Genomic DNA, 20,769 nt, shown 5'->3' with positions numbered 1-20,769 from the left:
GGTGTCGTCTCCTTCGTTCTTCGTTTACGAGGCGCGCGCGACGCTTGACTGCGGGGCCATCAGTTCCTCGATGAGTGCTGCTGCGTGTTGCGGACGATGGAAGAGATAGCCCTGGCCGTAGTCCAGACCCATCTGGTGAAGCGTGCGGCATTCCTCTTCCGTCTCGATGCCCTCGGCAATGACGGTGCAGTTCATCTTGTGGGACAAGGTGGTGATGCCTTCGATCAGCATGCGGCTCTTCTGGCGCACGTCGTCGTCGCCGTCGTTAATCGCGCGGGTGAAGGACTGGTCGATCTTGATGATATCGACAGGGAAACGGTTGAGGTAGCTGAGCGACGAGTAGCCGGTGCCGAAATCGTCGAGCGCGATGCGGCAGCCGAAGCGGCGAAGCTCGGTGACGATCATGCGAATCTGCGGGTTGTCGTGCATCAGCACGGCTTCCGTGATCTCGACGACGATGCGCTCGGGGCGGATGCCGTGGCGACCGACGATTGCGGCGAGACGGGCGGGCAGCGCCGGTTCGAACTGCAGCGGTGAGAAGTTGATGGCGAGGTAGGTATCCTGCATCCCCGATATGCGAGAGATTTTCGCGAGGTTGGAAATCGCCTTTTCCATGATGACGTTGCCGACGCGGACGATCTTGCCCGTCTCCTCGGCGACGCTGATAATTTCGGCCGGCGGCATCAGACCTTTCTGCGGATGGTTAAGGCGCATCAGCGCCTCGAAACCGGCAATGCCGCGGCCGTTCAGATTGACGATCGGCTGCACGAAGGCTTCGAACCAGCTCTCGGCGAGGCCGGCTTCGATGTTGGCCTCGATCTCGGCGCGGCTGCGGGCGCGGTCGAGCATGGCTTTGTCGAAGAGCTGCGCGCCGTTCTTGCCGTCGCGTTTCTTGGCATACATCGCCATGTCGGATTTCTGCAGCAGCTCGGCCGCTGTCGCGGCATGATGCGGGTAGATGGAGATGCCGATGGAAGCGCTCAGATGCATGTCCGGAGCAAATGGAGTTTCGAAGATGGAGGCGATCTGCTCGCACATCGCCTTGGCGCGTTTTTCGGCGTCCTTCGCCGGCAGCAGAATGGCGAACTCATCTCCGCCGAGGCGCGCCGCCTCGTCGGAGGGAGCAAGATGGGTCTTCAGGCGTTCGACGAGTTCGATCAGTGCCCTGTCGCCGGCGGCATGGCCCATATTGTCGTTGATCCACTTGAAGCGGTCGAGATCGACGAAGAGGCAGGCGAGCTCCTGCCCGGCGGCGTCTGCCGCGGCGATCTTGTTGTCGAGCACGGCTTCAAAACCCTGGCGGTTGAGAAGCCCGGTCAGGTGGTCGGTGATGGCCTGACGATGGTTGCGGTCCTCGGAGGCCTTGAGCTCGGTCACATCAGTCATGACCGACAGCGAGAGGCGATCGTGAGCGTCGGCGCCGGCTTCCGATTCCATGATAAGGACGTCCATGGTGCGGCCGTCCAGGCAGATGAACTTGACGGTCACCGCCATGCCGCTTTCGGCCCGGCGGCGCTTGACGAACTTGTCGCGGGTATTTGCCGTAACGAGATCGGCGAAGTTGCGGCCGATGACGGCGGCGCGATCATAGCCGGTGGCAAGCAGCCAATAGTCGCTGACGGCGGTGATGCGGTCTTCCTCGTCGAGCGAGAAGAGCATGGCGGGGGTGAGATTGTAGATATCGGTGGCGCGGCGATGGGCGAGCTTCAGCTCCTTCTCCTCGCTTTCGAGCTTGGTCTGCATCTCGTTGAAGCTGCGGGCAAGCCGTCCCATCTCGTCGTTCGACTGCCAGTCGACGTGATGGCGCGAACCCAGCTGCCGGGTGGCCTCAATCGCCGCCGTCAGCCGCATCAGCGGCTGGATGACGAAGAAGCGGTTGCCGATCAGCGCGGTGCCGAAAACGGTCAGGACCGCAAAGATGAAGATCGAAATGAAGACGACCTCTTCCTGCTTCAGGCCTGAAAACAGGCCGAGGGCGGGATAGTAGACGCTGATGCTGCCGAGATTCTTCGGGCCGTCGATGGTGTTGTAGATAATGGCGCGCGACACCTGCACGAGCTTGCCGTCGAAGGAGCGCGGAATGGTGGACTGGCTGACGTCGAGCTGGCCCGACTGATCGCGCACCTCGACCTTGACGATGGCGCCCTGGGAAACGACCGTCGCGCTGATCTGAGTGACGCTTTCCTCATCGAGGTCCCAGAGCGGTTTTGCAAGTGCCTGAGCGTTGGCGACAAGAAGAACAGAGATATGGTCGCGTATTTCTTTATCGGCGCGTTCCGAGGAAAGAAAAAGGAAGAGAACAAAAAGCGGAGCGACAAAAACAAGCAGCGCCCCGCAAACAATCCCAAAAAACCTGTTCTCAACGGAATTGTTCATGGTTCCGTCTACTCCCCCAGACCGGCCATATTTGCTGTCGCGCGTTCGGGCCGGCTTCATCGCAGCTGACGGGGCATGCTTTCACGAATACGTTAAATGTTGCTGAAACGGAGGCCCTTGCGGGCAACGAAAAGCCCGCCTCCCCAGTTCACGGGAAGGCGGGTCATATGCTTTACAATTGGTCGAAGCGATCAGGCTTCGGCTTCGCCTTCCGCTTCTGCGGCGCTCTCGTCGACGCCGCCAGCCGGAGCGACGATGGTCGCGATCGTGAAGTCGCGGTCGATGACCGGCGTCACGCTCTTCGGCAGGGTGACTTCCGAAATATGGATACTGTCGCCGATCTTCTTGCCGCTGAGGTCAATGTTGAAGAATTCCGGGATCGCATCGGCCGGGCAGTGCACTTCAACTTCATGGCGGACGATGTTCAGAACGCCGCCGACCTTGAGGCCCGGGGACTTCGCTTCATTGATGAAGTGAACCGGGATTTCGACGGTCACCTGGGTGTTGCCGGAGACGCGCAGGAAATCGACATGCAGCGTGAAGTCGCGAACCGGATCAAGCTGATAGTCCTTCGGCAGAACCTTGTGCTTCTTGCCGTCGACTTCGATGGTCGCTACGGTGGTCATGAAGCCACCGGCGTGAATGCGCTTCGTCACCTCATTGGTGTTGATAGCGATGGCAATGGGGGCCTGCTTGTCACCATAGATGACAGCGGGAATCAAACCGTTGCGGCGAAGTTCACGGGCGGACCCCTTACCAACCCGTTCGCGCGCCTCGGCCTTGAGCTCGTAAGTTTCCTGGCTCATGGCTTTTCCTTTCGAGGTTATTTGGAGAGTTCGGCGGCAGGCAAAGCCTTGTTCCGTCGAACAGGAGGCGGGTTTTCCCATCCTCATCCGCGTTGCCTCCAAGGGTGTCTACGCGGACCGGTCGCCTATAGTATAAGTCGCCCGGAAACGCAAGTTGCCGATTGCGCCGGTTTTTCGGCGGGGCTTTCGCCGGGGCGCGCCATTATCGAGAACAGCGAACTCGCCCAGATTGCATGCGCACCCATCCCAATACGAGACCTTATTGAAATCGCTTGCGATCTGTACGCAAAGGCAAAATTGCCAGTGCTTATCGCCACTTGGCTTGACATCGGCGCGCTTCGCATCTTTGGATGGCCGCAATCAAAAAGCGGCTGAGGAGAAAACCAGACTATGCGTCTCAAACTTATCACGGCAACGAGTGTGCTTGCCCTTTGCCTTTTCAGCGGGGCCGAGGGCGCGGAGATCAACCAGGAGGGCGCCAATGCCGTCAAGGAGACCCTGACGAGGCTGCTTCCGAAGGATTTGGCAAAAAGCGGCCTCATCACCGTCAATCCAGTCGGCACGCGCTATGAGGTCATATACGATCTGGCGAAGCTGCTTACCAAGGCCGATCCGGCGACGTTTACGATCACAGGACTGACGCCGTTTTCGATGTTCGCCACGCCGCTCGACAGTGGGCTCTGGAACATCGAAGGCGACAACAAGCTCAACGTCTCGGGCCATTTCAAGGGGCCAGACCAGAAGCCGACGGATTTCACCTATTCGATCGCGTCGCTTGTTTATACCGGCGTCTTCGACCCGGCGATCAGCTATCTGCGCTCCGGCACCTTCGCGGCCAAAGACATCAAGATGGCCAGCAAATCCGAAACCGAGGAGGTCCATGCCAGCATCGCCAGCATGGACCAGAAGCTGAGTTCAACCGACAGTGCAGGCGGCAATGGACGGGTCGATTTTGACGGCAGCGGTTCGATGGTTGGTTTCGTCGAGCAGGTTTCCGGCCTGCAAATGCCGCCCATCGAACTTCGTGCCGGCTCGATCGATGTCAAAGCCAAGGTGAACGGCCTGCCAGCCAAGCAGATTCGCGAGATGGTCTTCTTCGTGCTCGACCATCTCGATGAGAAGGAATTGAGCCCGGAAAACAGCGACAAGATAAAGGGAATAGTGAAGGAAGCCTTCCCGCTTCTGACCTTGTTCAGCGAGACGATCGGGGTCAACGACCTGACCGTCAGCAGCGAGATGGGCAAGGGCGGCGCCAAGGCATTCGGCTACAACCTCGCCATCGACGGGCCAAGTGACTCCATGCGTTTCGGCTTCGGCATGAACGCGCAGGAAATCAGCCTCGACACACCGCTGATGCCGGCAAACTATTCGGCCTTCATGCCGACCAGCTTCGATTTTCAGCTTGCGCTTCCGAATCTGGATTTCGCAAGCTTCGGCGACGCCCTCATGGCGGTGGATTTCAAAGATTCGGTGCCCGAGAAGACCGGAGAGGAGATGGCGAAGAAGCTCTTCCGCGATGGCCGGCTTGCCGTCGAGTTTCCGAAGATCAGTGCCAAATCGCAGGTCTATGACGTCGACATGACCGGCAGGATCGAGGGGCGGGTCGATACTGAGAAGGACTATTCGATGGAGGCGACGATCCTTGCCCGCGATCTCGACAAGACGATCGCGGCGGTCCAGGAGCTTGCCAAGACGGATCCCGATCTCAACCAGGTCTCCTTCGGCATCATGATGGCGAAGGGCTTTGCCAAGACCGATCCCGACGGCCGTTCGCGCTGGGACGTCAGCATCAGCCGCGACGGTTCCGTGGCGGTCAATGGCCAGCAGATCAAAGGACCGGATGGTCCGGATCAGGGGCTGGAGTCGGAACAGGAGCAGGAACCGAAACAAGGTCAGGACGTGGTACCTGCGCCGCCGCAGCAGCCTTGAAGGTTATCGATTGGAATCGGAAAATAAAAGAGGCCGGCTTTGTGCCGGCCTTTAGGCTGCTGACCAAACACTACACAAGCCGTGACGTCATCATCGGCCTTGTGCCGAGTATCTGCGCCGGCCGATTAAATATCTGAAATAAACGCTTTCCTGCGAAGGATTTGCAGCCGTCAGATGCTCGGCACAAGGCCAAGCGTGACGGAGGAGACTTTTTAATCGAAGAGGCTGGAGACGGACTCTTCCTGGCTCGTGCGGCTGATGGCTTCGCCGATCAGCGGGGCAGTCGTCACGACGCGGATATTGTGCGCTGAAAGCACCGCCGTTGTCGGCTGGATCGAATCGGTGATGACGAGTTCACGCAGCTTCGAGGAGGTGACGCGGGTGACCGCGCCGCCCGAGAGAACGCCGTGCGTGATATAGGCGGTGACGCTGGAGGCACCCTGGGCGAGCAGTGCGTCGGCCGCATTGCAGAGGGTGCCGCCGGAATCGACGATGTCGTCGATCAGTAGGCAGTCCTTGCCGGTGACGTCGCCGATAATGTTCATGACTTCGGATTCACCTGGCCGATCGCGACGCTTGTCGACGATGGCCAGAAGACAGTCCAGCCGCTTGGCGAGCGCGCGGGCACGCACCACGCCGCCGACGTCGGGCGAAACGACCATGACGTTGCTGAGGTCATAATGGCTCTTGATATCGCGCGTCAGCACGGGCAAGGCGAAGAGGTTGTCTGTGGGTATATCGAAGAAGCCCTGGATCTGACCGGCATGGAGATCGAGCGTCATGACGCGATCGGCGCCGGCTTCGGTAATTAGGTTGGCAACCAGCTTGGCGGAGATCGGCGTTCGGCCGGATGCGCGGCGGTCCTGACGGGCATAGCCGAAATAGGGAAGAACGGCGGTGATGCGGCGTGCCGACGAACGACGCATCGCGTCGATCATGATCAGCAGCTCCATCAGGTGGTCGTTGGCAGGAAAGGCCGTGGGCTGCACGAGGAAAACGTCCTCGCCGCGCACGTTTTCCTGGATTTCCACGAAGATTTCCTGGTCGGCAAACCTTCGGACACTGGCTCTTCCCAAAGGAACATTGAGATAGTTGCAGATCGCTTCGGCGAGTTGCCGGTTCGAATTGCCTGCGAAAACCTTCATTTTGGTCCGCCTGTTATGCGCTGATAGCCGCGCTTTTTAGTCAGCTTCCTCGTGAATGCAAGGGCAAAGGCGCCACAGGCTTTCATATTTGCAAAAAGTTTGTGACTAACCGCCCTGAGTTTGCCGCCAGGAGGTGAATTCCGCGATGGTCTTCGAGGCGATCTGCTGCATCACCGAAGCCGGGACACCCGCCCAAGGCTCGGCCGCGGCTGTCGGCACAATTTCCTGGCCCTGGATGCGGTGCAGGCGGGCGCCGCCGCCGTCGAGGATATCCCAGACATAGACCACGGTGACCTTGCCGTCGTCACTGAAGGCAGAGAGGTAACCTTTAAGGATGTAGTCGCTGCTCGTGTCGTCCGAGCTCTTGATAGAAAGGCCGTGGGCGCGCGCCTCGGCGCCGAGCTGGCGCGAGAGCGGAGTCACGGCTTGCACCGGCGCCCCGATGATTGGCAGGAAGCGCACCGTATTGCCACGCGCGGAAGAGGCGCTGGGGGTGAGGGCGGCGGTCTGCTGCGGCTGCTGCGGGTCAAGGCGCTGGCCGGGCTGTGTTGGCGATCCGGCGCCGGCGGCAGCCGGCGGCCGCGCCTGTTCCTCGATCGGGGCGGAGGCGGCGGGCGAGGAGCCGTTCCTCGACAGCGCGTCTGCCTGCTCCTGCATCGTCGTCGGCGGCGCGCCGCTGCCGGGTCGATAGGTTCTTTGCGATTGACCATAGGCCGGATGATAGCCACTCGGCTGCGTGCTCCCGGCAAAAACCGGCTGGCGGGTGCCGGCCAGACGTTCTGCCTCGCCCTGCGTCACCGGAGTTGACGGCGGAGTTCCGGAGGATTCGCCGATGCCGACTTGCGGCGTCAGCGCGTCGGTGGTGTTGCAGGCGGTCAGCAGAGCCATGACGAACAGGAGCGTGGGCACAGTCGCAGCTCGCGTCATCCCGTGATCCGTCCTTCCCACAATCGTATCAGCCCGCCCGGATTTATGCGGGCGGGGATGGTCCTCTGTCAATTCCGGATTCTCACCGGTCAGTCCCGGGCTTCAAAGGCCGATGAAATCGAGCGAATGACGGGAAAGTGTGCGCGGCGCATCCGCCGTCGTCAGGTAGGTCTGTCCGAGCGTCATTGCCGTACCGGTATCGGAATCGGCAATGATCATATGCACGAAGAGCGACATGTTCGGCTCGATCGGCTGCGGATTGCCGACATGGAACATCTGGTGCTCCATCCAGGAGGGCGAGAAGCGGGCGCCGAGCGAATAACCGCAGGCGTTCAGCCGGTGGCGGGCGAGGCCGCGCTCGTCCATGATCCTGGCATGCATGTCGAAGACGTCGCCAAAGGTATGACCGGGCTTCAGCACGGTCTCGATCGCCTCGATGGTTTCGCGGCAGGCATTGTAGAGCTCGCGATGGCGCTGCATCGGCTCGCCGATGACGATCGTGCGCATCATGGCGGCATGGTAATGCGCGTAAGCGCCGGCCCATTCGAGCGTCAGCTGGTCGTTGGCGTCGAGCTTGCGGCGGCCGGCCTTGTAGCGGCAGAGCAGCGCGTCAGCGGCGGAGCCGATGATGAACTCGTTGGCGGGATAGTCGCCGCCGCCGGAAAAGATCGCGCTCTGCATGGCGGCGAGGATGTCGGCTTCGTCGGCGCCCGGTTTCGTCAGTCGGATCGCGGCGTCGAGCGCGTCGTCGGCGAGATCTGCAGCCCGTTCGACATAGGCGACCTCGGTCGGGCTCTTGATCAGACGAAGACGGCTGACGAGATAGGAGGCGTCGACGATCTGGCCGAAAGTGGTCAACTGCGCGTCAAGCAGACGGGCGACGCGGCCGGTCATGCCGTGCGTATCATATTCAACGCCGATGCGGGCGCCGAGCAGATCCATTTCGACCAGGAGGTTCTTCAGGTCTAGCGTCGGATCGGCATTGACCCGGTCGACCCAGATGTGGACGTCCTCAAGGATTGACGTGTGCTTGGCCTGGCGAAGATCGGCCGAGCGGGTGATCAGCGCCATGGTGCCGTCGCTCTTGACGATCAGTGTCTGGAAAAAGCAATAGCCGAAGGTGTCATAGCCGGTCAGCCAATACATGCTTTCCTGGGCGAAGAGCAGCAGGGCGTCGAGCTTTTCTTCCTTCATCTTCTCGGTGAGGCGCGCAAGCCGGCTCGCGAACTCGGCCTTTTCGAAGTGCAGTGCCATTCTGCTCAAGTCTCCCTAATTGATATCGCTGAGATCTGGCGACCGTAGTCCGGCTCGTTGCGATGTGTCGTCCTGCGATAGGAAAAGAAGCGCTCGTTATCTGGATAGGTGCAGATCCCGAGGCTTTCGGCCTGCACGCCAGCCCGCGTCAGCCTGTCGATGGTCAGCGCCGGCAGGTCGAACATAGCGCGGCCCGGCGTTGCGGACGGCTTGAAAAAGCGTTCGTAGTCCGGATTTTCGGCGACGAAGCGATCGACGAATTCCGGCCCGACCTCGTAACTCGCCTGACTGATCGAGGGGCCGAGGCAGGCCAGTATGCTGACGCGGTCGGCCCCCAAGGCTTCCATGGCCGCAATGGTGTTTTCGAGAACGCCGGTCAGCGCGCCCTTCCAGCCGGCATGGGCGGCGCCGATGACGCGATTTTCGGGGTCGACAAACAGGATAGGGCCGCAATCGGCGGCCAGCACGCCAAGCACAATGCCGGGGACTGCCGTCACCATTGCGTCCGCGTCGGGGCGAGCGCCGTCGTAATCGGCACCAATCGTCACCACGTCGGGCGAATGCACCTGATGAACAGTTGCCAGCCGCTTGAGCGGCAGGTCGAACCAGGCGGCGACGCGGCGGCGGTTTTCCATGACGTTCCCGCGCTCGTCATTGGAGCCGAGGCCGACATTGAGACCGCGATAGATCCCTTCGGAAACACCGCCCGCCCGGGTGAAATAACCGTGGCGGATGGTGCCGCCCGTCGCTTCATTCAGCAGCGTGCTTTGGATCGGTGCGGGAGAGGCCGCGTCCTGCATCTGTAATTCCGGGTTTTTTGAGGGGTTTGTTTTGTCCCGAGCGCATCGCATCCGCGACGCGTTTCAAGTTCCTGTTTCGCGCGGATGTTGGCTCAGCCGCGTGCGCCCTGTCAATCCACCGGGCGAAAGGGCATGAGATCAACGGCAGGATCGGAGACCGCCATGACCTTGAAGAGTTCGCCCATCCGACCCTCACCGGCGCCGGCAAGCCTGTCGACCGCCGACTGGATCACCTGCTGGGTCTGCGGTTCGCGGTCACGTCCGAGGGCGGCGGCGCGTTCGAGAATGCCTAGGCCGGTCAGAAAGTCGCCTTGGTGCAGGGCGCCGTTCAGATGCAGGCCGGCCGCCCGCGCCGTCTCGGCGAGCTGCTGGAAATCGACATGGCTCGTCAGGTCAGCTTCGCCGGGATGGGCGAGCGGCGGGTCGAATTCATGCATGCGCACCGCCTGCAGCGTATCGCCGAAGCCGGTGACGAGATGGCCGTAGTCGATGATCAGCGCCGTGCCGCCATAGGCGCGCAGCCGCTCACAGATCGCCATCATCACCGCCTGGCGGGCGGGTGAGATCTCGAAGAGCGTGCCGAGCGGCAGGTTCTGCACCGGCTCCGGCAGTAGGGCAGGATCGAGGCCCGCGACACCCGCGGCGAAGGTCAGCTCGCCATCGGCGTCAAGCCCGACCATTCGCTCGCGGAAGCCCGTTTGCGTGCGGACGAACTGCCGGATCGGGATCGCGTCGAACAATTCGTTGGCGGCAATCAGCGTGAAGCCGGGCGGGACCTCATCGAAGCCACCGTGCCACGCTATCCTCTCGCCATAAGCTTCGAGTGTCTGGCTCTGGACGTCGCGCAGGCGCTCGCTGGTTTCGACGAGATGCACGCTCATCGTGTCGAAGAGCGGCGGGGCGATGCGGGCGATGACACGCAGCATATCAGCCATCATCGTGCCGCGGCCAGGCCCGATCTCGACCAGGCGCACATCTGCCGGCGTGCCGTGGCGCTGCCAGGCATGGACGACGAAGACGCCGATCATCTCGCCGAAGATCTGGCTGACTTCGGGCGCGGTGACAAAATCGCCGGACCGGCCGAAGGGTTCGCGGGTGCGGTAATAGCCGTGCTCGGGATCAGCGAGGCAGAGCGAGAAATAGTCGGTGACGCTGATCGGGCCGTTGGCCTGGATGATCGCCTTGATCTTTTCGCCTAGAGCGGTGGTCATGTCGCGCGTCCTGCCGGTTTAGAGCTGCGGCGCGGCCTGGCGGCGGGCCCGCAGGATCGCCCAGAGGCCGAGCAGGATCATCGGGGAGGAGAGGATCATGCCCATGGTCAGCCAATTCGTGCCGAGGAGGTAACCGAGCTGGGCGTCCGGCTCGCGGAAGAACTCGAGGAAGATGCGCGACAGTGCATAACCGCAGACGAAAACGCCGGTGATGAAGCCAGGACTTTTCAGCGCACGCATGCCGTAGACGAGGGCGGCAAGCACCAGGAGCAGAACGATGCCCTCGAGGCCGGCCTCGTAAAGCTGGCTCGGATGGCGGGCGAAGGGACCGCCGGTCGGGAAAACCACGGCCCAGGGGACGTCGGTCAGCCGGCCCCAGAGCTCGCCATTGATGAAATTGGCGATGCGGCCGAAGAACAGGCCGAAGGGAACAACAGCCGCGACGATATCGAACAGGCTCCAGATCGGGATGGCATTGCGGCGGGCAAAGATGATCATGGCGATTGTCGTGCCGGTCAGGCCGCCGTGGAAGGACATGCCGCCATTCCAGATTTCGACTGCGCGAATGGGATCGTGAAGGACGGCGGAGAGGTCATAGAAGAAGATATAGCCGAGACGGCCGCCGAGCACGACGCCGAGGGCTGCCCAGACGATGAAATCGTCGAGCTGCGTCTTCGTCATCGGCGATGCATTGCCCGGCCAGAGACTGTCGTTGGCGGCGAGGCGGCGCGCATAGGCCCAGCCGAGTAGGATGCCGGCGACGTATGCCAGGCCGTACCAGTGAATCGCCAACGGACCGATCGAAAAAGCGATCGGATCGATGTTCGGGAAAGGCATGATGGCAAGGAGATTGGCTGCTGTCGGCAAGGTTTTCCCATCCGTTGAGGTCGGCGGAACATGCCGCCACGATCCCGGACGGTCAAGTGCATTGTTCGTGATCGCTCCTCCGCTGCTCGCTTCAGGATAGGGCTATCTCCCGCGCAAAGCGCTTGCATCGCGGGTGTCGAAGCCCTACCTCAATCTTCGAGGCCCTGAAGGGCTGTATTCACCTTATACGAAGGGAGAAAAACGCCATGACGACCGGAACGAACCGCATCATGGACGAGTTCGCCAAGCTGATGACCGACGCGGCAGGTGCCGCCCAGGGTGTCCGCAAGGAGATCGAGACGGCTTTCAACGCCCAGGCCGAGCGTTGGTTGAACAGCATGGACGTCGTCAAGCGCGAGGAATTCGAGGCCGTGCGCGAGATGGCGATCAAGGCGCGTGATGAAAACGAGGCGCTTGCCGCACGTATCGCGGCGTTGGAGGCCAAGCTTGCCGGCGAGGCACACTAAATCCCCATAGGGCGCAGATGCGGCGTTGCCTTCATGCCACACGCCGCATCTGTCACAAAAAATTCCAGGTGAGTTTTCCACCTGTGGACACTGCCAAAAAAGCCAATACGCAGAGTCGTTTAATCTCCCTTCTGAATTGAGTTTCGAAGTGCTTTCCACAGCAGGTCTGTCCTATTTTCCCTTCTGGGGGCTGGCAGGTGGCAAGGGTCATTATACACTGATTTTAAATGATGATTCGAAGCGACTTGGTAAGCTCCGGGCAGGTTATCTGCGTTAAGTCTGGCAGCGGTTCAACGATCATCCGATGGTGGTTTCCGGTATTGCGTGTGTCTTTCTTGTGTTCGTATCCCAAGCTAAGCCGCATTCGTTCCGGTCAAGAAGGTGCTGCATGAACCTGATGGAATTGGAAGTCGAGCGTCAGTCGAACCCGGTCGATATGATCGAGTACGTGGCCTCCAACAACGACTGGTCGTTCGAACGGTCCGGCGAGGATGAGATCGCGATGACGGTCGAGGGGCGCTGGGCGGACTATCATGTTTCCTTTTCCTGGATGGAGGAATTCGAGGCGCTGCATCTTGGTTGCGCTTTCGATATCAAAGTCCCCGACATCAGGGTCAATGAGGTGGTCAAGCTGCTCTCGGCGATCAACGGGCAGGTGCTGATGGGTCATTTCGACCTCTGGCGTCAGGAAGATGTCGTCATCTTCAGGCAGTCGCTGCTGCTCGCGGGCGGCGCGGAGCCGACCAATCGCCAGGTAGAGGTGCTGCTTTCCAGCGCGCTCGACACATGCGAGGCCTATTTTCAGGCATTCCAGTTCGTTGTCTGGTCCGGCATGGACGCGGCGAAGGCGATGGAAGCCGTGCTGTTCGAAACGGTGGGCGAGGCGTAAGATGCCGGCAAAGGCTTTCTCCTCGGCAAATCCCGTCGTGCTGATCGGCGCCGGAAACATGGGCGGAGCCATGCTCTCCGGCTGGCTGAAGAGCGGCGTTCCGGGTTCGGCCGTCATCGTTGTGGATCCCGGCCCCTCGTCGGCGATGCTAGCGACGGTCAAGGAAGCCGGTGCGACTCATCTGACTGCGGTCCCTGCGGAATTGAAGGCGAGCGTCTTGTTCCTCGCGGTCAAGCCGCAGGTGATGGAGACGGTGTTGCCCGTGGTGAAGAGCGCCGTCGGACCGGCGACGGTCGTCGTCTCGGTCGCAGCCGGCAAGACGCTCGGTTTTCTCGAAAGACATCTCGGCAAGGCCGCCATGGTGCGAGCCATGCCGAACACGCCGGCTATGGTCGGCCGCGGTGTGACCGGGGCCTTTGCCAATTCAGCAGTCAGCGATCCGCAGCGCAAACGCGTCCACGCCCTTCTCAGCGTCTCCGGCCCGGTCGAATGGGTGCCTGCGGAGGCCGATATCGATGCCGTGACGGCGCTTTCCGGTAGTGGCCCGGCTTATGTATTCTATCTCGTCGAATGTATGGCGGAGGCAGGTCGAAAGCTCGGCCTGCAGGCGGACCTCGCCATGCGTCTTGCGCGGGAAACGGTCGCGGGGGCTGGTGAACTCTTGCACCAGTCCCCCGACGATGCTTCGCGGCTGCGGCAGAATGTGACTTCTCCCGGCGGCACGACGGCGGCGGCGCTCGCCGTGCTGATGGCTGAGAACGGCATGCAGCCCCTGTTCGACGCAGCCCTTGCGGCGGCGCGCAAGCGGGCCGAGGAACTGGCCGGCTGAGGAAGAACCACATGGCGGAAGAGATCAGCTACGCCGATTTCGAGCGTGTCGACATCCGTGTCGGTACGATCATCGAAGCGAGCCCTTTCCCGGAGGCGCGCAAGCCGGCTTTTAAGCTGCTCATCGATTTCGGCCCTGAGATCGGCATCAAGAAATCCTCGGCGCAGATCACCGTGCATTATACGCTGGAAACCCTGATCGGCCGGCAGGTGCTCGGCGTCGTCAACTTCCCGCCGCGGCAGATCGGTCCGTTCCGTTCGGAAGTGCTGACGCTGGGATTCGAGGACGGGAACGGCGCGATCGTGCTTGCGGCGGTCGAACAGCCGGTGCCGAACGGCATGAAGATGATGTGAGTATTGGCTCACATCGTTTTGTCGGTCCCGTCTGAGGCGCCAGAGGCTCCACCGGCTCTGATTTCCTGCAGATACGGATTGCTTCGCCGTTCGTCACCGATGCGGCTGCCGGGCCCATGGCCGCAGATGAAGCCGACGTCGTCGCCAAGCGGCAGGACCTTGTCGCGAATCGAATCCAACAGCTGCTGATGATTGCCGCCCGGCAAGTCGGTGCGGCCGATCGAGCCGTTGAACAGCACGTCGCCGAGATGGGCGAAATTCTGCGCGCGGTTGAAATAGATCACGTGGCCGGGAGCATGGCCGGGCGCGCGATAGACCTCGAATTCGTGGGCGCCGAAGGAGACCTTGTCGCCATCCTTCAGCCAGCGGTCGGGGATGACATTGCGCAATCCCGTTATGCCGTATTTCGCGGCCTGGGTTTCGATCCGCTGCAGCAGCGGCAGGTCGTCCTGATGCGGGCCGACCACCTCGATGCCGAGGGCTTCCTTTAGTTCGCTCGCGCCGCCGGCATGGTCGAGGTGGCCGTGCGTCAGCCAGATTTCCTTGATGGTCAGCCCGCTTTTCTCGATCGCCTGAAGAATAAGCGGCACGTCGCCGCCCGGATCGACGACGACGCCTTCCTGGGTATCGGGATCGAAGAAGACAGTGCAATTTTGCTGAAAGGGTGTCACCGGAATGATGCCGGCCTGGAGCATGCCCATAAGTGCCTCGCTTGGGTGTCTTGGGTGCTCAGGGTATAGTCCGAAACGGCGGCAAGGACAGCCGAAATCTTCTGCTTTTGACGCGTGTTTCACGGCAGCAAGACCAGCTGCAACACAATTTTACAGATCTCTTCTGCCGTTCGGCGTGGCGAGGAATCCATTTTTATCTTGGTTTTTCAATGGCGTGTGAGAGCGTGTCTGCGTGGGCTTTTTGCCAGGCCGCATCGCGTGGGAACATCGTGGAACGCCGCGCGTTGTCCGGCCATCGAAACCAAGGAGACGCTCACATGACCTTGAAGAGAAACATCCTGTTGGCTGGAGCCGTGCTCTTGGCGAGCGGAGGTCTGGCGCAGGCGGAGATGGTGGCGACCACGGTCAACGATCTCAATGTCCGCGCAGGTCCGGGCCCGCAATATCCGGCAGTCGGCCTTGCCACCCGCGGTTCGACCGCGGTGCTTGACGGCTGTATCGAAGGCAGCCGCTGGTGCCGTGTCGACGTCAACGGCATGCGCGGCTGGGTCTATGCCGACTATCTGCAGATGGACTACGGCGGCAACCAGGTTATCGTCGAGCAGCATCGCGCCGAAATCGGCGTCCCCGTCGTGACCTACGAGTCGACCGCCAGCGTTGTCCCGGCTGACCCGCAACCGGCCCCGGGCGATGAATTGATCGGGCCGGTTGGAGCCGTCGAAACGATCACCCCGCCGGAGACGGTGCGGACCTACATCGAAACCAATCCGACCGAGACGGTGCGGCTTGGCGGCGATGTGGTCGTCGGCGCGGAAGTGCCTGCCGACGTCACTTTCCAGACGATTCCGGACTATGAATATCGCTACACAAGGATCAACGACCGGCCCGTTCTGGTCGATCCAGGTACGCGCCGGATCGTCTACGTCTATCAGTAAGATCATCGGCAGATCCGGAACGAGGCGGTCGACAGGCCGCCTCGTCCGGGCAATTCCTCCTCCTGCCATAATCCCGCAGGGGTTGGTTTTCCTAACGCTTTCCTTCTTCATATGGTAAAATACTGATATGCCGAGGTTCGGCACAGATCGGCGATCGGGAGATGTTGATCGCCGACGGCATCAGTGGCCTGATCGGCGGCGGCATTCTGTCGACGCTCGCCGGACTGGTCATGGCGCGGGCGCATAGATAATGCTCCGAGGCGCGTTTCCGCTCGCCGGACCAACTGCGTGAAGATGTTATCCGGCGGCGACCGCCGTCGGATAGACTTCCTTCATATAGTCGCTCATCAAGGGTTCGGAGATCGCCGCTGGCGTAAACCGATACGGTCGATTTCAGGGGCGGGTGTTACTTCCGCGGAGCCGGTGAGGAAACACTCGCTGAATCAGGCAGTTGCTCCGGCAGGATTGCGCGCTCGATCACCTCGATTCCAAACGATCCCCAACCTCCTCCGGACGCTTCACGCGCCATGCCTGTTGATTGTTGTCCCCATTACGTTTTATCCACGGATGCTAGGGGAATTACTTATTGCGTCGGAAGTTTCGGGCGGACCTTGGTTTCCAAAGAAGTGCCATGGAAATTGAGAATCCCGGCGGGCTCCCACAAAAGTTCGGCAAAGCTGGCAGCTGCGTAGATTTACGTCAATATTACTGACCTATCTTTGCGGAAGCTTCCCGAAGCTGCGGAACGAGAAAGGAAATGCCGAGTGTCACGACAGACCGGTCCGAAAGCAGGCAAGCCGGAGCCGTTGGCCACGCCGATGGAAGATACAGGCGGTATCGATTTCGAGATCATCGAGCTGTTCTTCTTCGCCTATCGCGACTTCGTTTCCGATCCCGACGCCATCCTGGAAAAGAGCGGCTTCGGCCGGGCGCATCACCGCGTCGTGCATTTCGTCAACCGCAATCCGGGCATGACGGTGGCTGATCTTCTCGACACACTGAAAATCACCAAGCAGAGTCTTGCAAGGGTGCTGAAACAGCTGATCGATTCAGGCTATATTCGCCAGGTTGCCGGTCCGGAGGATCGGCGGCAGCGTAAGCTTTATCCGACGAAATCAGGGCGCGAGCTGGCGCTTGCCCTTGCCGAGCCGCAATCGCGCCGCATTGAGCGGGCATTCGAAGGAGCTTCTGCGCAGGTGCGGGAGGGCGTGAAGGCCTTCCTTGGAGGCATGCGGGACAGAAAGAAGGCGGATTGAATGGCGGTCAAGACAGGTATTTCCGACGATGCGGCGCATCTGCTGGTGGTTGACGATGACTCCCGCATCCGCGCGCTGCTCAATCGTTATCTCGCCGAGAACGGCTTTCGCGTGACTGTCGCGGCCGACGGCGCCGAGGCGCAGCGCAAACTTGCCGGTCTCGATTTCGATCTCATCATCATGGATGTGATGATGCCGGGCGAATCCGGCATCGACGTCACCCGCGGGCTGCGTGCCATCAAGAACGTGCCGATCATCATGCTGACGGCGCTGGCGGAATCAGGCAACCGCATCGAAGGCCTCGAGGCCGGCGCCGACGATTATCTCTCCAAACCCTTCGATCCGCGCGAACTGGTCCTGCGCATCAATAATATCCTGCGCCGCAACGCCAACGGCGAGGGGCTGAAGATCGAACAGGTCATGTTTGGGCCCTACACTTTCTCCTTGACCCGCAAGGAGCTGAAGAAAGCCAGCGAGGTTATCCGGCTTACCGATCGCGAGCAGGAAATCATGCTGCTCTTTGCGCGGCGCGCCGGTGACACCATCCCCCGTCACGAACTGATCGGCAATGACACAGAGGTCGGCGAGCGGACGATCGACGTGCAGATCAACCGGCTCAGGCGCAAGATCGAGGAGGATCCGGCCAACCCCGTCTGGCTGCAGACGGTCCGCGGCATCGGATACAGGCTGAGCATCGACTAGATTTGAGAAGTGGAGCATGATGCCGAGGACGGTTCACACTTTCCGCATGGCGCTCTGAACGGCCGGGACCGACGATGGTGACAATGGACAGTTTGCGGCGGGAAGACCGCGCTCCGGCGGCGGGCTGGCGCTGGATCGTCCGCTGGCTGCGGCGCCGATTGCCCACCGGGCTCTACGCGCGCTCGCTGCTGATCATCATCATCCCGATGGTGCTGCTGCAATCCGTCGTCGCCGCCGTCTTCATGGAGCGTCACTGGCAAATGGTGACCGAGCGGCTGTCGCTCGCCGTCACCCGCGACATTGCCGCGATCATCGAGATCGTCGAAACCTATCCGCAGAATTCGGACTATAGCGAGATCATCCGCATCGCGCGCGATCAGCTCAACCTGCAGATTTCGATCGAGCCGGACGGTGATCTGCCGCCGCCGCGCGTCAAGCCCTTCTTTTCGATCCTTGACGGCATCCTCAGCGATGAGATCACCGACGAAATTCACCGGCCTTTCTGGATCGACACGGTCGGCAACTCGAATCTCGTCGAGATCCGGATCAAGCTCGAGAACAAGATCCTGCGGGTGCTGGCTAAACGCAGTCAGACCTATGCCTCCAACACCCATATCTTCATCGTCTGGATGGTCGGCACGTCGCTGGTGCTGCTCGGCATTTCGATCCTCTTTCTGCGCGGGCAGATCCGGCCGATCCTGATGCTGGCGCGGGCTGCCGAAAGCTTCGGCAAAGGGCAGAAGCCCGACAATTTCTATCCGCGCGGCGCCGACGAGGTCCGGCGCGCCGGCCTTGCCTTCATTCTGATGCGCGAACGCATCGAGCGGCAGATCGAGCAACGCACGGCAATGCTTTCCGGCGTCAGCCACGATCTGCGAACCATCCTCACCCGCTTCAAACTCCAACTGGCGCTCGCCGGCGATAATCCCGACCTGCATGGTCTCAACGATGACGTCAATGACATGCAGACAATGCTGGAGGCCTATATGGCCTTTGCCCGCGGCGAGGTCGAGGAAGATGTCGGCGAGTTGAAGCTCAGCGAGATCTTCGCCAAGCTCGAGTCCGACTTCGCCCTGCACGGCAAGACGTTCAACTATTCGATCGAGGGCGACGACGATATCTCCGTAAGGCCGAACGCCTTCATGCGTTTGGTCACCAACCTCGCCTCGAATGCGCGCCGCTATGCCAACAGGCTCGACATCGAGGCGAAGCACAGTGCCAAGTGGCTGACCGTCATCTTCGATGATGACGGACCCGGCATTCCCGAAAAGAACCGGGAAGACGTGTTCAAGCCATTCTTCCGGCTGGATACGGCGCGCAACCTCGATGCATCAGGGACGGGACTTGGTCTTGCAATCGCCCGTGATATTGCCCGCAGTCATGGCGGCAACGTCACGCTCTCCGACAGCCCGCTCGGGGGCTTGAGAGCGACGATCCGCATTCCGGCTTAAATGCCCATTGCCGTGAGCTTTACGGCTTTGCGCGCATCGAAATCGCCGAGGCGCTCGACGATCCACCGCCAGAGCGTTGCGACCTGCATGAGGAGGTCGCGGCCGAGCGGCGTCAATTCATATTCGACACGCGGAGGCACCTCGGGATAGAGGGTGCGAATGATCAGGCCATCGCTTTCGAGGCTGCGCAGAGTCTGCGTCAGCACCTTCTGACTGATGCCCTCGACTCGCTCCATCAGACGCGAGAAGCGTAAGGGTGCCCCCGCGTCGGAGAGCACGTGCAGTATGCGCAGCGGCCATTTCGCCGCCGCCCGTTCAATCAGGGTGCGCGCCCGGGCATCCTGTTCATCCGACATGTCGCTGCAGAAATCGAATATGTCGCCGGCCACTTTTGTTACCTCGAGGTGTGTATGGATCGTGTTGGTACCTTCTTTCGATTGGAAACGATAGAACATACATGGGTAGGAAACCAATGAAGAAGAGGTTTCCGATGTCGAAGGTTTGGTTAATTACTGGGAGTTCGCGCGGTCTCGGCCGGGCGCTGGCGGAGGCGGTTCTGGCCTCCGGCGATTATTTGGTGGCGACGGCACGTAATCCGGAACAGCTTGCCGATCTTTCCAAGCGCTATGGGCATCAGGTTCTGACGTTTGCGCTCGACGTCACGGACGAGGCGGCAGCGACCGCGACCGTCGAAGCAGCGGTTAAAACGTTCGGCCGTATCGACGTGCTCGTCAACAATGCTGGCTACGGCAATGTCGGCTCGATCGAGGATACCAGCCTTGCCGATTTTCGCGCGCAGATCGAAACCAACCTGCTCGGCACGATCATCATGAGCAAGGCGGTGATTGCGCTGATGCGTGGGCAGGGGGACGGACATATCATCCAGTTTTCTTCCGTCGGCGGCCGCATCGGGCCCGCCGGACGCGGCGCCTATTCGGCAGCGAAATTCGGTGTCGAGGGTTTCTCCGAGGTGCTGACGAAAGAGGTTTCACCATTCGGCATCAAGGTGACGGTAATCGAGCCCGGCGGCTTCCGGACGGATTTCGCCGGCGCCTCGACCGTGCTTGCCGAGGGGCGGGCGGAATATGCGGAAACCGTCGGCGCCACGGTGCGCTTCCAGCGCGAGTATGACGGCCGTCAGCCCGGCGATCCGGCCAAAGCGGCTGCGGTCGTTATCCACATTGCCGGTCTCGAGGAGCCGCCGTTCCGGCTGCTGCTCGGCAGTGATGCGGTGCGCAATGTCGAGAAAGCGGATGCAGCGCGCATCGCAGCCGACCGGGAATGGCGCGCCGTCAGCGTCTCGACCGATTTCGAGCCTGGCGCCGACATAGGGCCGATGCCTTGGGAAAAGAAAGCCGGGTGAGGGCCTCAAACGCAAAAGCGCCGCTGAAGAGCGGCGCTTTGTATCAGGGATCATCGAGCGATCAGCCGGCGGTGCAGAAGTGGCTGCGGCCATCATTGCCGATATAGGTGCCGCTGCGCGGATCGAAGGAGCGGTAACGGTAAGAGCAGTAGCGCTCCCATTGCGGCGACCAGGGCTCCACGGCCGTGCGGACGGGCGCATAGTATCGCGGCTGCTCGACATAGCGCGGCTCTTCAACGTAGACGCGGCGCGGGGCGCGATAGACGGGAGCGGGTTCATAGTAATCCGGCTCGTAGGGCGGGTCGATGTAGCGAGGTTCATCGTAAACAGGGCCGTTATTGGCATTCGCGATAGCCGAGCCGACGATCAGACCCGTCGCAAGTCCGACGGCGCCACCAACCAGCGCGTCATTGCGGCGCCAATGACGGTCTCGAGCTGATGCTTCGCCGATGGCGGAGAGGGTGAGTGCGGCAGCCGTTGCCGTCAGCAGAAGAGTTTTGGCAAGCCTGTTCATAAGCGTAATACCCTAATTCCGGGA

At 61.1% G+C, this 20,769-nt stretch carries 21 protein-coding genes and 1 pseudogene; 10 read left to right on the top strand and 12 right to left on the bottom strand.

Features of this window, described 5'->3' with window-relative positions:
* Positions 1-24: 24 nt before the first annotated feature.
* Positions 25-2,376, bottom strand: coding sequence for an EAL domain-containing protein (locus tag RHE_RS15480; protein ID WP_011426266.1), 2,352 nt, complete (start codon positions 2,374-2,376; stop codon positions 25-27).
* A gap of 191 nt (positions 2,377-2,567) precedes the next feature.
* Positions 2,568-3,182, bottom strand: a complete 615-nt coding sequence (locus RHE_RS15475; protein ID WP_011426265.1) for a 50S ribosomal protein L25/general stress protein Ctc — start codon at positions 3,180-3,182, stop codon at positions 2,568-2,570.
* Positions 3,183-3,572: 390 nt separating this feature from the next.
* On the opposite strand from RHE_RS15475, the gene RHE_RS15470 reads away from it, so the two are divergent.
* Positions 3,573-5,111, top strand: a complete 1,539-nt coding sequence (locus RHE_RS15470; RefSeq protein ID WP_011426264.1) for a hypothetical protein — start codon at positions 3,573-3,575, stop codon at positions 5,109-5,111.
* 212 nt (positions 5,112-5,323) lie between these two features.
* Here the strand turns inward: RHE_RS15470 and RHE_RS15465 are convergent, their stop codons facing one another.
* The 6 genes from RHE_RS15465 to lgt form a co-directional block, all read right to left on the bottom strand.
* On the bottom strand, positions 5,324-6,256 hold the full coding sequence (locus RHE_RS15465; protein WP_011426263.1) for a ribose-phosphate pyrophosphokinase: 933 nt from the start codon (positions 6,254-6,256) through the stop codon (positions 5,324-5,326).
* A 105-nt stretch (positions 6,257-6,361) separates the two neighbouring features.
* Entirely contained in the window at positions 6,362-7,183 is an 822-nt protein-coding gene (locus RHE_RS15460) for a hypothetical protein (RefSeq protein ID WP_011426262.1), read from the bottom strand.
* 102 nt (positions 7,184-7,285) lie between these two features.
* Complete coding sequence (locus RHE_RS15455) at positions 7,286-8,437, bottom strand: M24 family metallopeptidase (protein WP_011426261.1); 1,152 nt, start codon at positions 8,435-8,437, stop codon at positions 7,286-7,288.
* Between the two features lie 5 nt (positions 8,438-8,442).
* Positions 8,443-9,237, bottom strand: coding sequence for a peptidoglycan editing factor PgeF (pgeF, locus tag RHE_RS15450; protein WP_020921901.1), 795 nt, complete (start codon positions 9,235-9,237; stop codon positions 8,443-8,445).
* A gap of 110 nt (positions 9,238-9,347) precedes the next feature.
* Positions 9,348-10,448, bottom strand: coding sequence for a class I SAM-dependent methyltransferase (locus tag RHE_RS15445; RefSeq protein WP_011426259.1), 1,101 nt, complete (start codon positions 10,446-10,448; stop codon positions 9,348-9,350).
* Positions 10,449-10,466: 18 nt separating this feature from the next.
* A complete protein-coding gene (gene lgt, locus RHE_RS15440) occupies positions 10,467-11,315 on the bottom strand; it encodes a prolipoprotein diacylglyceryl transferase (RefSeq protein WP_042118833.1) in 849 nt (282 codons plus the stop codon).
* Between the two features lie 206 nt (positions 11,316-11,521).
* Here lgt and RHE_RS15435 point away from each other — a divergent pair, with 206 nt between their 5' ends.
* The 4 genes from RHE_RS15435 to RHE_RS15420 all read left to right on the top strand — a co-directional run bounded on the left by RHE_RS15435 (position 11,522) and on the right by RHE_RS15420 (position 13,853).
* Positions 11,522-11,782, top strand: a complete 261-nt coding sequence (locus tag RHE_RS15435) for an accessory factor UbiK family protein (RefSeq protein WP_011426257.1) — start codon at positions 11,522-11,524, stop codon at positions 11,780-11,782.
* A gap of 388 nt (positions 11,783-12,170) precedes the next feature.
* A complete protein-coding gene (locus tag RHE_RS15430) occupies positions 12,171-12,671 on the top strand; it encodes a type III secretion system chaperone family protein (protein WP_004680153.1) in 501 nt (166 codons plus the stop codon).
* A gap of 1 nt (position 12,672) precedes the next feature.
* Positions 12,673-13,500, top strand: a complete 828-nt coding sequence (gene proC / locus RHE_RS15425) for a pyrroline-5-carboxylate reductase (RefSeq protein ID WP_011426256.1) — start codon at positions 12,673-12,675, stop codon at positions 13,498-13,500.
* Positions 13,501-13,511: 11 nt separating this feature from the next.
* Positions 13,512-13,853 carry a tRNA-binding protein gene (locus tag RHE_RS15420; RefSeq protein ID WP_011426255.1) on the top strand — a complete coding sequence of 114 codons (342 nt, stop codon included), beginning with the start codon at positions 13,512-13,514 and terminating at the stop codon, positions 13,851-13,853.
* An 8-nt stretch (positions 13,854-13,861) separates the two neighbouring features.
* Here RHE_RS15420 and RHE_RS15415 read toward each other — a convergent pair whose 3' ends face one another.
* Entirely contained in the window at positions 13,862-14,554 is a 693-nt protein-coding gene (locus RHE_RS15415) for an MBL fold metallo-hydrolase (protein WP_011426254.1), read from the bottom strand.
* Positions 14,555-14,841: 287 nt separating this feature from the next.
* Here RHE_RS15415 and RHE_RS15410 point away from each other — a divergent pair, with 287 nt between their 5' ends.
* Complete coding sequence (locus RHE_RS15410; RefSeq protein ID WP_011426253.1) at positions 14,842-15,459, top strand: DUF1236 domain-containing protein; 618 nt, start codon at positions 14,842-14,844, stop codon at positions 15,457-15,459.
* A gap of 297 nt (positions 15,460-15,756) precedes the next feature.
* Here the strand turns inward: RHE_RS15410 and RHE_RS34370 are convergent.
* Positions 15,757-15,949: pseudogene (locus tag RHE_RS34370) on the bottom strand (branched-chain amino acid aminotransferase); the annotation flags it as partial.
* 274 nt (positions 15,950-16,223) lie between these two features.
* On the opposite strand from RHE_RS34370, the gene RHE_RS15405 reads away from it, so the two are divergent.
* From RHE_RS15405 to RHE_RS15395, 3 genes are all read left to right on the top strand, one after another.
* Positions 16,224-16,715, top strand: a complete 492-nt coding sequence (locus RHE_RS15405) for a MarR family winged helix-turn-helix transcriptional regulator (RefSeq protein ID WP_020921896.1) — start codon at positions 16,224-16,226, stop codon at positions 16,713-16,715.
* Entirely contained in the window at positions 16,716-17,417 is a 702-nt protein-coding gene (locus RHE_RS15400) for a response regulator (RefSeq protein ID WP_011426251.1), read from the top strand.
* A 74-nt stretch (positions 17,418-17,491) separates the two neighbouring features.
* A complete protein-coding gene (locus tag RHE_RS15395) occupies positions 17,492-18,868 on the top strand; it encodes an ATP-binding protein (protein ID WP_011426250.1) in 1,377 nt (458 codons plus the stop codon).
* On the opposite strand, the gene RHE_RS15390 is transcribed toward RHE_RS15395, so the two are convergent.
* Positions 18,865-19,323: a winged helix-turn-helix transcriptional regulator gene (locus RHE_RS15390; protein WP_042118829.1), complete on the bottom strand. Its 459-nt coding sequence runs from the start codon at positions 19,321-19,323 to the stop codon at positions 18,865-18,867. The genes RHE_RS15395 and RHE_RS15390 overlap by 4 nt on opposite strands.
* 35 nt (positions 19,324-19,358) lie before the next feature.
* Here RHE_RS15390 and RHE_RS15385 point away from each other — a divergent pair, with 35 nt between their 5' ends.
* Positions 19,359-20,231 carry an oxidoreductase gene (locus RHE_RS15385; protein ID WP_011426248.1) on the top strand — a complete coding sequence of 291 codons (873 nt, stop codon included), beginning with the start codon at positions 19,359-19,361 and terminating at the stop codon, positions 20,229-20,231.
* A 61-nt stretch (positions 20,232-20,292) separates the two neighbouring features.
* Here the strand turns inward: RHE_RS15385 and RHE_RS15380 are convergent, their stop codons facing one another.
* On the bottom strand, positions 20,293-20,745 hold the full coding sequence (locus RHE_RS15380) for a BA14K family protein (RefSeq protein ID WP_011426247.1): 453 nt from the start codon (positions 20,743-20,745) through the stop codon (positions 20,293-20,295).
* Positions 20,746-20,769 lie beyond the last annotated feature (24 nt).

This window comes from Rhizobium etli CFN 42 (genome assembly GCF_000092045.1).
Taxonomy (GTDB): Bacteria; Pseudomonadota; Alphaproteobacteria; order Rhizobiales; family Rhizobiaceae; genus Rhizobium; species Rhizobium etli.
The sequence above is the reverse complement of the archived record's forward strand: the minus strand, read 5'-3'. Positions and strand labels throughout refer to the sequence as shown.

Bases quoted from the DNA above. Each gene is read 5' to 3' on its own strand.
- RHE_RS15400 (WP_011426251.1), top strand. From the start codon at position 16,716: ATGGCGGTCAAGACAGGTATTTCCGACGATGCGGCGCATCTGCTGGTG.
- RHE_RS15445 (WP_011426259.1), bottom strand. From the start codon at position 10,448: ATGACCACCGCTCTAGGCGAAAAGATCAAGGCGATCATCCAGGCCAAC.
- RHE_RS15380 (WP_011426247.1), bottom strand. From the start codon at position 20,745: ATGAACAGGCTTGCCAAAACTCTTCTGCTGACGGCAACGGCTGCCGCA.
- RHE_RS15415 (WP_011426254.1), bottom strand. From the start codon at position 14,554: ATGGGCATGCTCCAGGCCGGCATCATTCCGGTGACACCCTTTCAGCAA.
- RHE_RS15460 (WP_011426262.1), bottom strand. From the start codon at position 7,183: ATGACGCGAGCTGCGACTGTGCCCACGCTCCTGTTCGTCATGGCTCTG.
- RHE_RS15455 (WP_011426261.1), bottom strand. From the start codon at position 8,437: ATGGCACTGCACTTCGAAAAGGCCGAGTTCGCGAGCCGGCTTGCGCGC.
- RHE_RS15480 (WP_011426266.1), bottom strand. From the start codon at position 2,376: ATGAACAATTCCGTTGAGAACAGGTTTTTTGGGATTGTTTGCGGGGCG.
- RHE_RS15475 (WP_011426265.1), bottom strand. From the start codon at position 3,182: ATGAGCCAGGAAACTTACGAGCTCAAGGCCGAGGCGCGCGAACGGGTT.
- RHE_RS15470 (WP_011426264.1), top strand. From the start codon at position 3,573: ATGCGTCTCAAACTTATCACGGCAACGAGTGTGCTTGCCCTTTGCCTT.
- RHE_RS15435 (WP_011426257.1), top strand. From the start codon at position 11,522: ATGACGACCGGAACGAACCGCATCATGGACGAGTTCGCCAAGCTGATG.
- proC (WP_011426256.1), top strand. From the start codon at position 12,673: ATGCCGGCAAAGGCTTTCTCCTCGGCAAATCCCGTCGTGCTGATCGGC.
- RHE_RS15385 (WP_011426248.1), top strand. From the start codon at position 19,359: ATGTCGAAGGTTTGGTTAATTACTGGGAGTTCGCGCGGTCTCGGCCGG.
- RHE_RS15395 (WP_011426250.1), top strand. From the start codon at position 17,492: ATGGTGACAATGGACAGTTTGCGGCGGGAAGACCGCGCTCCGGCGGCG.
- RHE_RS15390 (WP_042118829.1), bottom strand. From the start codon at position 19,323: ATGTTCTATCGTTTCCAATCGAAAGAAGGTACCAACACGATCCATACA.
- RHE_RS15420 (WP_011426255.1), top strand. From the start codon at position 13,512: ATGGCGGAAGAGATCAGCTACGCCGATTTCGAGCGTGTCGACATCCGT.
- RHE_RS15430 (WP_004680153.1), top strand. From the start codon at position 12,171: ATGAACCTGATGGAATTGGAAGTCGAGCGTCAGTCGAACCCGGTCGAT.
- RHE_RS15465 (WP_011426263.1), bottom strand. From the start codon at position 6,256: ATGAAGGTTTTCGCAGGCAATTCGAACCGGCAACTCGCCGAAGCGATC.
- pgeF (WP_020921901.1), bottom strand. From the start codon at position 9,237: ATGCAGGACGCGGCCTCTCCCGCACCGATCCAAAGCACGCTGCTGAAT.
- RHE_RS15410 (WP_011426253.1), top strand. From the start codon at position 14,842: ATGACCTTGAAGAGAAACATCCTGTTGGCTGGAGCCGTGCTCTTGGCG.